The sequence below is a fragment of the uncultured Nostoc sp. genome (assembly GCF_964245575.1).
In the GTDB taxonomy this organism is placed as follows: Bacteria; Cyanobacteriota; Cyanobacteriia; order Cyanobacteriales; family Nostocaceae; genus Nostoc.
Genome location: NZ_CAXTNP010000280.1, coordinates 1 through 9482 on the forward strand (window position 1 = coordinate 1; position 9482 = coordinate 9482).

A 9482-nucleotide genomic window follows, 5' to 3' on the forward strand; every position below is an offset into this window, starting at 1 on the left:
GAGATGGGGAAGCAGGGGGTAGGGGAAGAAGAACATATTAATTGATTCTTGAGCCATGCCCCATGCCCAATTTTAAGTTAATTGTCTGGTAGTTAAGGCTGTAGCGATCGCCCAACCATCGACCAATAGTAACAGCAGTGTTAATACTAGTAAAATCAAGTACATCCACGGCTGCGCTAAAGGGCGAACATCTGTGGTATCAATGCCCGTCTTTGCTTGGACAATTTGCACGAAACGGGCAAATCCGGCTACACGCATTGGTAATAAATAAGCTTTCCCATCCTGGCTGAGGAAGTAATAAACTAACCCTCCTTGACCAGTGGTGCGGGGTTTTAACTCTTTCACTTCTGACCAAGGTAAAAACCAGCCTTTACGAAAAAAGCGAGGCACCCAGACGGGGTAAGTAACTTGAATTCCCTGGTCATCTACCGTTACTCGTTCAGTCAATACAGCATACAAGGCAACGAAGCCGATGCTAATCCCTATCCATAATAATCCTGGGGGTACTGGTGCAGCTGTTACCTGTGATAAGAAGGGTAATGGGACTGTGAGTGCTATGTATAGACTCAGCAGCGTCATCCGAATCAAAGGAGACAGACGAAAAACAGAAGCTGAAATATTGGCTGAGTTTGCTGTCACGGCTCAATTACAATGCTTTTCTTCATTGTAGGGTAGGTCTATGTCCTACCTCAGCTGCCGCATATAATATGCCACTTTGAAATTGCAAATTATCCTTCACGGTAAATACTTTTGCACTACAATCCAACCAGTAAGGGATACCCAGGCAAATCCTATAAATAAAATAATATTTACGCCGATGTGTAAGGGTCTAGCCCAAGGTCGTCTGGCGCTAATTTGCGTCGCACTGAAAGCAGATAGTAAAACTAATGCTACTACTATCAATCCAGCAACTAAATGTGATGAGTGACCCAAGGAACCAAAATGACCGAGAGTTCCAACAATGCCGATCGCTAGCAGTAGTAGCACTAAACTTACCATGCTGATGCCCATTGTATAGTGGAGCGATCGCACTGTCCTATTTCCGCCCAGAAATGGCGTAATAAAAGGGAATTGCTGCGAAGTTCTCGCCCGAAACATCCAAACGCCGGTGACTGCTAACATCAGATATGCCAGCAGGGACAACCCCATTGACCAGGCGGCTATTTTCCACAACCAAAGAAATGAAGGCAGATTCATAAGATTGATTGTAGATGAGATGGGGGAGAAGAAGCAGGGGGCAGGGGGGACAAGGTGACAAGAGGTGAGAACTTGCAACAAGTCTTTCCCCTTGTCCCCAATTCTCCTTGTCCCCAAGTCCTCTTCTCAATGCCCAATTCCCAGTAAATAATAAATAAAAAGGGCTGCTGAATTAGCAACCCTTAAATTTAGTAAATTTTTTTTTTAATCAACCGATGCTCAACCAACAATTTGTAAGGGTTTTGTAGTATCTTCGATTTTTGTATTAATTTGCTGCACCATAGGTCTGGTATTAATAGGGTTTTTTTCATCTGATGAGTCTGTATCAAACTCATAAACGCTGGGATCGTCGAGCATTAGGCGATCGCACGGAATTTTATCGGATAAAATTGCACTTGCCATCATCCCTGTATGAATCTCCAACTGACCTTTTCGCGGAGCTTCAAACACTAAACGTTGTCCAGGGAAAACAACCCTTTCAAAGTACCAATTGGGAATATTGGAGATGCGAGCTATCTGTATTTTGCTCGTGGCATTAATGTAGCAGCAGAGAATTTTTCCTGATTGCTTAGGTGGTAGAGGATCTAATATTTGAGCCATAACTGCTGAGGAGCTTTACGCCACAATTTTACATTACACTAGTCAAGACTAGCATTCACCGATCCCCAGTTGCTGTAACTGCGAATACCAACTGAGTAGTTATAGATTATTTCTGTCTAAAGATATATTTTGAGTTATGAAAATTTTGTGAAAATTCACACCTTTTTCGGAATTATACACTATAGATAAAAGTTTTTGATATTTTTTCTGGTATAAAAGCTTCAATTCCCTTAAAACAGATTGTTGGGGAATTGACATAACAACGATCCCCTTGCTTTTTGCGTAGCCAGGAAGTGAGTTTTGCTGTTTCATCTATCCCAGGATTAATCGGCTGGGATCGTCGCTTAATGAATAAACTCGATGTTATGGTAAAGCTATATGAAAAAATGTCTTCAGAAAGCTCTCTATAAATTCCATGTATGTTTTATGTACAGCAATTTTAGCGTTTTCCGCAGTTGCTAAAAGCAGGTTAATGACTACCAATAATTGGCTGAAATGTCAAGTAAAATTGTGATAAATAAAACCAAATAAAACAAGCACACACTTTAAAACTAGATGTTTCTCTCGCTTTCTCCACAGATTGGCAAGATGGAAGTTAAAACACAGATGATAGAAAATCGAATTCTTTACGTTCGTCTTCCTTGTAACCCTATCTTTCCCATTGGGGTTGTCTACCTGAGCGATCACGTCCACAAACAGTTTCCTGATATTGAACAGCGTATCTTTGATTTGGGAACAGTGCCACCTTTAGACTACAGTTCGGCTCTAGATCGCTGTATTGATGAATTTAAACCGACACTGCTAGTATTTTCTTGGCGGGATATTCAAATTTATGCTCCAGTTGGCGGACGTGGTGGCAACCCACTACAAAACGCTTTTGAATTTTACTACGCGAAGAATCCTCTATTGAAACTACGTGGGGGATTGGGCGGTTTACGAATCTTCATCGCTTACTATGTAGAATTGTGGCGGAATCAGGGCTTAATCAAACGCGGTTTAAAGCGTGCCCAAAAATATAATTCTAATGCCCGTGTAGTTGTAGGTGGTGGTGCAGTCAGTGTATTTTACGAACAGTTGGGTAAGAGCTTACCCCAAGGGACAATTATTTCTGTGGGTGAAGGGGAAACCCTGCTAGAAAAACTTTTAAGTGGCAGAGATTTTCGAGATGAACGCTGTTACGTTGCAAGAGAAACTCAACCACGGGAACGGCTAATTCACGAACAACCCACTCCACTTGAAAAAACAGCTTGTAACTACGACTATATCGAAAGCATCTGGCCGGAATTTAACTTTTACCTGCAAGAAGAAGACTTTTATATAGGTGTACAAACTAAGCGTGGTTGTCCTCATAACTGCTGCTATTGCGTCTACACTGTTGTCGAAGGCAAACAAGTCCGCATCAACCCAGCAGATGAAGTAGTTGCTGAGATGCGCCAATTATATAATCGCGGCATTCGCAACTTCTGGTTTACCGATGCCCAATTCATCCCCGCCAGAAAATTTATCGACGATGCCATAGAACTATTGCAAAAAATCGTCGATTCTGGTATGACAGACATCCACTGGGCAGCATATATCAGAGCCGACAATTTGACACCAGAATTGTGCGACTTGATGGCAAAAACCGGGATGAACTACTTTGAAATTGGCATTACCAGTGGTTCTCAAGAACTCGTGCGGAAAATGCGGATGGGGTATAACCTGCGAACCGTCTTACAAAACTGCCGCGATTTAAAAGCAGCTGGTTTTAATGATTTGGTTTCCGTCAACTACTCCTTTAACGTCATTGACGAACGTCCCGAAACCATCCGCCAAACTATCGCTTACCACCGCGAACTAGAACGGATTTTTGGTGCTGATAAAGTCGAACCTGCGATTTTCTTTATTGGATTGCAACCCCATACCCATTTGGAAGAATACGCTTTTAAAGAAGGTATCCTCAAACCAGGGTATGATCCAATGAGTTTGATGCCGTGGACAGCCAAAAAGCTCCTTTGGAATCCTGAACCTCTTGGTTCATTCTTTGGAGAAGTCTGCTTGCAAGCTTGGCAACAAAACCCCAACGATTTCGGACGCGAAGTCATGAAAATTTTAGAAGAAAAGCTGGGTTGTGCCGACTTAGAAGCAGCACTTTCTGCACCAATAGAAACAAAAGACAAACAGTTAGCAGCTGTTTGATAAAATTCCCAGAATCAGACAAGAGCAAATTTCATCTCCTTGTCTCTCGCCTGCCCCCCTACCCTACCTACTCCCCCTCTGCGGTTATTTTCACCCAATCCCATGTTAGAAGGTTCAATCCTACAAAAGCTAGAATCAGCCCATCGCCACACCACCAGGCCAATTCGATTTGGTGTTTACTATAAAAATACCTTAGTTGCCCTGTGCCATGCTCTTGAAGACCATATCTTAACCGACGACGGTACACCCCTAGTGATCACAGCCTTCCAACAGGGGAAATGGTATCTACAAGAAGCCGGGCGATATGCAGACATTGCCCAGTACAGCCGCGAAATTGCCATCATGGCTGCTGCTGAATCTGGCTTTGCTGAACATCCCACAAGCCTTTTACCCAATGTAGACTTAGTGGCATTAGATTCAGTTGATCCAGTAGCTCAGGAGTGGCACTTAATTATTTTATCGCCTAAATACACAGCAATGGTAATTTGTCAAGAGTTATCAGAGGCTGATTATGGCAGCACTGGAGTACCGACATCAGACTTAGAGCGCAAATTCTATGGCTTGTGGACATTTGAACCAGAGTTAGTGCAAGAGACAGCAGAAATAGCGATCGCTCACATCAGAAAATACAACCCAGAACTGGCAAAAAAGCTTACAGCCGATAAACAACAAATTGTACCGTCAATTGACAGATCCCAAAATTTAGGTGCAGTTGTCTCCCGTGTAGTAGATTACCTCCAGACTGGACAAGATAATTTATCCATCCCCACAGCGCTTCAGAAACAAACCCTAGATCGCAACTTGGTTTCTAACGAAATCCAAGCCTTTTTGCGAATGGCGCAATTGATGGATATGGCAGATGTCAACAATCCAATGGCAGCTGCGGAAGTGGTTGTACTTGCTGAAGCGCTCGCCCAGCTTTTGGATCTTCCTGCATGGCAGATTAAAAGATTGCGGCTAGCGGCTTTGTTGCATCGCATAGATCCATTACAAAAAGCCGAAAGCGTTCTCACAGACAGTATATCCACACGCTACCAAGAAGATGCCCCCAGTTCTCCCTTAACTTGCCCCTTAGTACCGGGGGCGCAAGTATTGCGAACCATGCCAAGACTGCGAGCAGTTGCCCAAATTATTACTCACCAAAGCGAGTGGTGGAATGGTACAGGAGAACCAGCAGGTTTAGCTGGAGATGAAATACCCCTAGAGTCGAGAATTTTGGCATTATTGGCAGACTTTCAGTGGCGACTCAATCAGCAAAAATCGTCAAATCAAAACCGGGAACAGATATTTACTCAAGCTTTAAATGAGTGCAGACAGCAACAATCTACCCGCTTTGACCCTAAACTTGTAGATACCCTAGCTTTATTAGTTATGGGTTTACAACAGGGACTCGACTTACCCTTGATGACACCTAAAGTCAGCGCCGGCATCTGGATACTTGATTCCCAATGGGATAGCCACAGCAAGATAAGTGAGGAGATTGGTAGTTACTTTACATGAATATTGAAGCCATTAAATTAGGAAAACTCAAACAACTTCCAGGGGCAAATTTAGAAGACGAGGAACTCTCCCGACTGGATTTAAGCCGGATTAATCTTGCTGGCGCTACCCTTGTCGGCACTAATTTCGCTGCTTCCAAACTCGAAGGTGGGCATTTGGAGGGGGCAAATTTGATGGGGGCCAACCTCCAAGAAACTGACTTGCGGGCGAACCTCATGGGAGCAAACCTGATGCAAGCAGATTTAACAGGTGCTGACTTGCGGGGTAGTAACTTGCGTGGTGCTAACTTGATGGGAGCAAGACTCAGTGATGTGTCATTGGTGGGTGCTTTCTTGAGTGGTGCCAATTTAATGAATGTGAACTTGCAAGGCGTTGACTTACGGGGTGCTGACTTGCGCGGTGCAAACCTGACTGGGGCAAATCTCAAAGGTGCAGATTTGAGTCGCGCTGATTTACAAGGGGCTTTGTTGAGTGAAGCAAACCTGGAAGAAGCTGACTTACGGGGGGCGAATTTGGCAGGGGCGAATTTAACGGGAGCGAATTTACTCTGTGCAGAGTTAGAAGGTGTAAATTTGAGCGGCGTTAATTTGAATAAAGCGTGTTTGGTGGGAACTGTTGTGGAGGCGCTTACGTAAAGATTGCACCAAAAAACCACCTATGCCGATTATTTGTATTTTCGAGGACTACCCAGAATGACAATCCGTCGCCGCGCAAGTCTCAATCACCGCAATTATTCCATATTGACGGCGATCGCAAATCGGCAATGGGAACAGTTTAAAGAATTGGAGGCAAATTTTGTATCCCATTATGGAGTAGAGGTATGGCAAGAGGTTTTTAATTTTCGTCTCAAGCCAGCACTGGATAAAGATTCTGACAGATGGCTATTGATTCAGTGGTGTGGTGAAGGAATTATCTCAGTCAAAAATGTGGCGTAGGTGCGATCGCGCAAGGTGAATTATGGCGATCGTTTTTATTCCCATCCGAAGCTCACTGCTTCGCCGTTTTGCAGTATTCTTAACTATTGTTAAAATTTTTGCAGATGAAGTAGGTGAAAATTTGTGAGCCTAAAAGAAGTTATCAGACTAGCAAAGCAGCTTTAAACTGTGGACAAAGTACGTTTGCTCCAGCAAATTGCTCCTGATATAGAACGCGAGTTAACAGATAAACTCTCTACCCTTCCCCGTCAATCCTTGTGGGGACTATGTGCTGATTTAGGAAATGCACCTTATTAAGTTTTGCCCAGTTTAATTTTGCATTAGTCAAATCAGCATCATTCAGATTGGCTTCGCTTAAATCCAAACTTGATAAGTCAGTTTGAATAAGTTTCGCTCCCCTCAAGTTAGCTCCTTTGAATGAAGCCTCATAGGTAACATTACAGTAATCATCACCAATTTCTGATATCCCCATTTTCCCTTTATCGCCAACATCATCTCGCCATCTTAGTTCAGCTTTAGTTAAATCAGCCCCTTGTAGATTGGCTCCGTCTAATTTAGCATTAGTCAGTTCAGCTTCTCTTAAATCTGCCCCAGCTAAATCAGCATTTGTTAAATCAGCACCACCTAAATCACACTTGGGACATTTTTTAGTTGTTAGCAACTGCTTCACATGAGCCGGATTTGAATTTTTATTAGCTTCACAATCCTTACAACCAGAAAGGAAAGTTAAGTAATAAAGCTGATACGATTAATAATTTTATTTTCATATATGACGCGATCGCTCAGTTCGCCCTCGTATCCACAAAGCTAGTACACTCATTAACAACACCCCCATCACTCCTTGCAGAGGATTATCATCCAGACCAGTTACCCAATCAGGAACCTGACCAGAAGGTTTCACTAATTTACCTACATCAATAATGTAGTAGCCCCATACTAAACCACCATGTAAACCAATTGGTAAACCCAAGCGTCCCCTCCGCCAACGCTTTCCCCATACTTGCGTTAATCCCAGCAGTACTAAAGCTGGAAATTGCGGCAGTGTATGAATAATTGCCTCCAAGGGTTTAATAAAGTGCAATGTAGCAAAGGCAATTGCATCTGTCCACATTGCCACACGCAGACTGTAATCTCGTTGTAATTCATCTAGCAACCAGCCTCGGAATAACAATTCTTCAGCAAAACCGATGCCCAAGCCAACAAGTAAACCCTCTAAAATTACTTTTAGCAAAAAAACTTTCGGTTGTTGCCACACCAACCAACCTAATAAACTTTCTACTCCAAAAAGTATCAGAATATTAATTATTCCCAGAGCCAACCCACGCAGCCAATCCACACCGTTTTGTCGCGTGAATTCTAAGCCATAATGCCGCAGAATTTGGGGCTGTTGGTAGACATATTTGCCCCATAGTCTCAGGAGAAAAATAAATATTGCATATAATAATACTAATGTCAATATACTTTTTAAGTTTGAATCATCCACTAGTAAGTATATTGGTGTAGCCAATGGCAACAATAGCAACAATAAAGTCAAAATAAAACAGCCCAGCCTGATCGGGGCAGGGCGTTCAGCTAAACGGACAAGGTTTTCTTTCATCCCAATGCAAGTCACCAGCCAATACTCTATATTTCGACTAATGACCAATGACCAATGACTAATGACTATTCATCAGGTTCAATCGTGCTACTTAAACCATGACTTTTCAATGTTTCGCAATAAAACTCAGCATGTTCTTGAGGGCAAGTAATCACGAGAGCTAGCCCATTAGTGTGGGCTTCCATCATGATACTAACAGCCTGGGGTTGGGTAAGGCTTGGCACAGTGGCTATTAGTGCCTGCACAACATGCTCCATAGGGTTGTAGTCGTCGTTATGGAGCAAAACGCGATACTGAGGCGCGAGCTTGCGGGATGTAGAACGCTTTTCAATGGTTTCGACTGACACGGCTCTTTGCTTTTTTCTCGTTAATTCACTACAACGAAGTTTCTGTCTAGCGATCGCTTAACAGTTATTTCCCTATTCTATAGTATTTCTGTCCAGATACTATGCTAATAAAACCTTCTGCTGCCAGAGATTGGTCGTATTAGTTTGGCGTAGCCACTTGTGAGGCACATGTCTTAAGACATCGTTGCCGTGAGAGTGCTACCCTAATGTTACAGAAGCTTCCTTTAAAAGTAGCGCATTCTCACTTTTAAAATTAAGGAAGTTACAAAATAATCCTTGCCCCCGCCCAAACTGCATAATGATGGACATTAGCCTAGATTTTCTTCAACCAGGACAAATTGTGTCTTTAGAGCATGGCGACAGGAATCTGTATGCAGAAGTCATTCAATTTGTAGTTTCCCGTCAGTTGTGCTGGGTGCGTCCTTTATTAATGGTTACTTTCATTCAAGAATCGCCGCTTATTACCGATTTGCGAGATGCGTCTGACTTGCTTTGGCCTGCCAATTTATTTCGGCCAGCATTAGACACAGAAGTAATTACCTTCTTGAGCCAAGTTTTAGCAAAAGAACCAAAAACTGAACCTGACTCAGCCGCCAAGCAGCAACTCAATCAGTTTATTCACCAACTTTGGCAAGCATACCAATAGTCATTAGTTATTAGTCAGGAGTTAGAAATTATTATTCTCCCCCTGCTTTTCCTGCTCCCTCATCCCCCCACTCTCCACTCCCTTATGCCTAAAAGCAATTAACATTAACTAATTCTGGCGGTTCTAAGTCAAGAAAGCTAAAATTCTCAGCAATTTTTGTAACTTTTTATAAAAATTTATAAAACTTAATTACAAATTATGAATTACGTAGCTTGCTTCTCGCCGGAGGCGAGTATTACGAATTACGAATTATTCTAAAATCCCAAGTTAGGAACCAGTTGAATTCTACCAGCATCCATCTCTGCCATTAATAATTCCAGAGCTTCGTAGTCAACGTCAGAAATGTAACCCCGTTCCGTCAATTCTGAGTTTATTTCATTTTCTATCTCAGGAGTTAATTTTTTAATGTCAAGAGCCTTTTCTACTAATTTACGAATAACGTACTTAGTTCTCATAAGTAATAACCTAAGTTTATATGATAC

The 9482-nt window shown here is 42.6% G+C and carries 12 protein-coding genes; 5 read left to right on the forward strand and 7 right to left on the reverse strand.

Features of this window, described 5'->3' with window-relative positions:
- Nucleotides 1-72 precede the first annotated feature (72 nt).
- The 3 genes from ACFFAP_RS31130 to ACFFAP_RS31140 all read right to left on the reverse strand — a co-directional run bounded on the left by ACFFAP_RS31130 (nt 73) and on the right by ACFFAP_RS31140 (nt 1797).
- Nucleotides 73-639: a hypothetical protein gene (locus tag ACFFAP_RS31130; protein WP_375514831.1), complete on the reverse strand. Its 567-nt coding sequence runs from the start codon at nt 637-639 to the stop codon at nt 73-75.
- Between the two features lie 96 nt (nt 640-735).
- Nucleotides 736-1197: a DUF4079 domain-containing protein gene (locus ACFFAP_RS31135; RefSeq protein WP_375514832.1), complete on the reverse strand. Its 462-nt coding sequence runs from the start codon at nt 1195-1197 to the stop codon at nt 736-738.
- A gap of 219 nt (nt 1198-1416) precedes the next feature.
- A complete protein-coding gene (locus tag ACFFAP_RS31140; RefSeq protein ID WP_375514833.1) occupies nt 1417-1797 on the reverse strand; it encodes a DUF1830 domain-containing protein in 381 nt (126 codons plus the stop codon).
- 588 nt (nt 1798-2385) lie between these two features.
- Here ACFFAP_RS31140 and ACFFAP_RS31145 point away from each other — a divergent pair.
- From ACFFAP_RS31145 to ACFFAP_RS31160, 4 genes are all read left to right on the forward strand, one after another.
- A complete protein-coding gene (locus ACFFAP_RS31145; protein WP_375514834.1) occupies nt 2386-3975 on the forward strand; it encodes a photosystem II high light acclimation radical SAM protein in 1590 nt (529 codons plus the stop codon).
- A 102-nt stretch (nt 3976-4077) separates the two neighbouring features.
- Nucleotides 4078-5475 carry a DICT sensory domain-containing protein gene (locus ACFFAP_RS31150; RefSeq protein WP_375514840.1) on the forward strand — a complete coding sequence of 466 codons (1398 nt, stop codon included), beginning with the start codon at nt 4078-4080 and terminating at the stop codon, nt 5473-5475.
- Entirely contained in the window at nt 5472-6110 is a 639-nt protein-coding gene (locus ACFFAP_RS31155) for a pentapeptide repeat-containing protein (protein ID WP_375514835.1), read from the forward strand. The genes ACFFAP_RS31150 and ACFFAP_RS31155 overlap by 4 nt, the downstream gene beginning before the upstream one ends.
- A 57-nt stretch (nt 6111-6167) precedes the next feature.
- Nucleotides 6168-6410, forward strand: a complete 243-nt coding sequence (locus tag ACFFAP_RS31160; protein ID WP_375514836.1) for a hypothetical protein — start codon at nt 6168-6170, stop codon at nt 6408-6410.
- A gap of 235 nt (nt 6411-6645) precedes the next feature.
- On the opposite strand, the gene ACFFAP_RS31165 is transcribed toward ACFFAP_RS31160, so the two are convergent.
- The 3 genes from ACFFAP_RS31165 to clpS form a co-directional block, all read right to left on the reverse strand.
- Entirely contained in the window at nt 6646-7071 is a 426-nt protein-coding gene (locus ACFFAP_RS31165) for a pentapeptide repeat-containing protein (RefSeq protein ID WP_375514837.1), read from the reverse strand.
- 102 nt (nt 7072-7173) lie between these two features.
- The gene (locus ACFFAP_RS31170; protein WP_375514838.1) at nt 7174-8007 is read right to left on the reverse strand and encodes a lysostaphin resistance A-like protein; all 834 of its coding nucleotides are present in this window, start codon (nt 8005-8007) and stop codon (nt 7174-7176) included.
- A 65-nt stretch (nt 8008-8072) separates the two neighbouring features.
- Nucleotides 8073-8354 (reverse strand): ATP-dependent Clp protease adapter ClpS, encoded by a 282-nt coding sequence (clpS, locus tag ACFFAP_RS31175; protein WP_375514839.1) that lies wholly within the window; start codon nt 8352-8354, stop codon nt 8073-8075.
- Nucleotides 8355-8655: 301 nt separating this feature from the next.
- Here clpS and ACFFAP_RS31180 point away from each other — a divergent pair, with 301 nt between their 5' ends.
- Nucleotides 8656-9000 (forward strand): hypothetical protein, encoded by a 345-nt coding sequence (locus ACFFAP_RS31180; RefSeq protein ID WP_229484553.1) that lies wholly within the window; start codon nt 8656-8658, stop codon nt 8998-9000.
- A gap of 254 nt (nt 9001-9254) precedes the next feature.
- Here ACFFAP_RS31180 and ACFFAP_RS31185 read toward each other — a convergent pair whose 3' ends face one another.
- Nucleotides 9255-9455 carry a hypothetical protein gene (locus ACFFAP_RS31185; protein ID WP_375514841.1) on the reverse strand — a complete coding sequence of 67 codons (201 nt, stop codon included), beginning with the start codon at nt 9453-9455 and terminating at the stop codon, nt 9255-9257.
- Nucleotides 9456-9482 lie beyond the last annotated feature (27 nt).

Excerpts from the sequence above, each read along its gene's own strand:
- ACFFAP_RS31135 (WP_375514832.1), bottom strand. The coding sequence starts at position 1,197 with ATGAATCTGCCTTCATTTCTTTGGTTGTGGAAAATAGCCGCCTGGTCA.
- ACFFAP_RS31140 (WP_375514833.1), bottom strand. The coding sequence starts at position 1,797 with ATGGCTCAAATATTAGATCCTCTACCACCTAAGCAATCAGGAAAAATT.
- ACFFAP_RS31145 (WP_375514834.1), top strand. The coding sequence starts at position 2,386 with ATGGAAGTTAAAACACAGATGATAGAAAATCGAATTCTTTACGTTCGT.
- ACFFAP_RS31150 (WP_375514840.1), top strand. The coding sequence starts at position 4,078 with ATGTTAGAAGGTTCAATCCTACAAAAGCTAGAATCAGCCCATCGCCAC.
- ACFFAP_RS31155 (WP_375514835.1), top strand. The coding sequence starts at position 5,472 with ATGAATATTGAAGCCATTAAATTAGGAAAACTCAAACAACTTCCAGGG.
- ACFFAP_RS31160 (WP_375514836.1), top strand. The coding sequence starts at position 6,168 with ATGACAATCCGTCGCCGCGCAAGTCTCAATCACCGCAATTATTCCATA.
- ACFFAP_RS31170 (WP_375514838.1), bottom strand. The coding sequence starts at position 8,007 with ATGAAAGAAAACCTTGTCCGTTTAGCTGAACGCCCTGCCCCGATCAGG.
- ACFFAP_RS31180 (WP_229484553.1), top strand. The coding sequence starts at position 8,656 with ATGGACATTAGCCTAGATTTTCTTCAACCAGGACAAATTGTGTCTTTA.
- ACFFAP_RS31185 (WP_375514841.1), bottom strand. The coding sequence starts at position 9,455 with ATGAGAACTAAGTACGTTATTCGTAAATTAGTAGAAAAGGCTCTTGAC.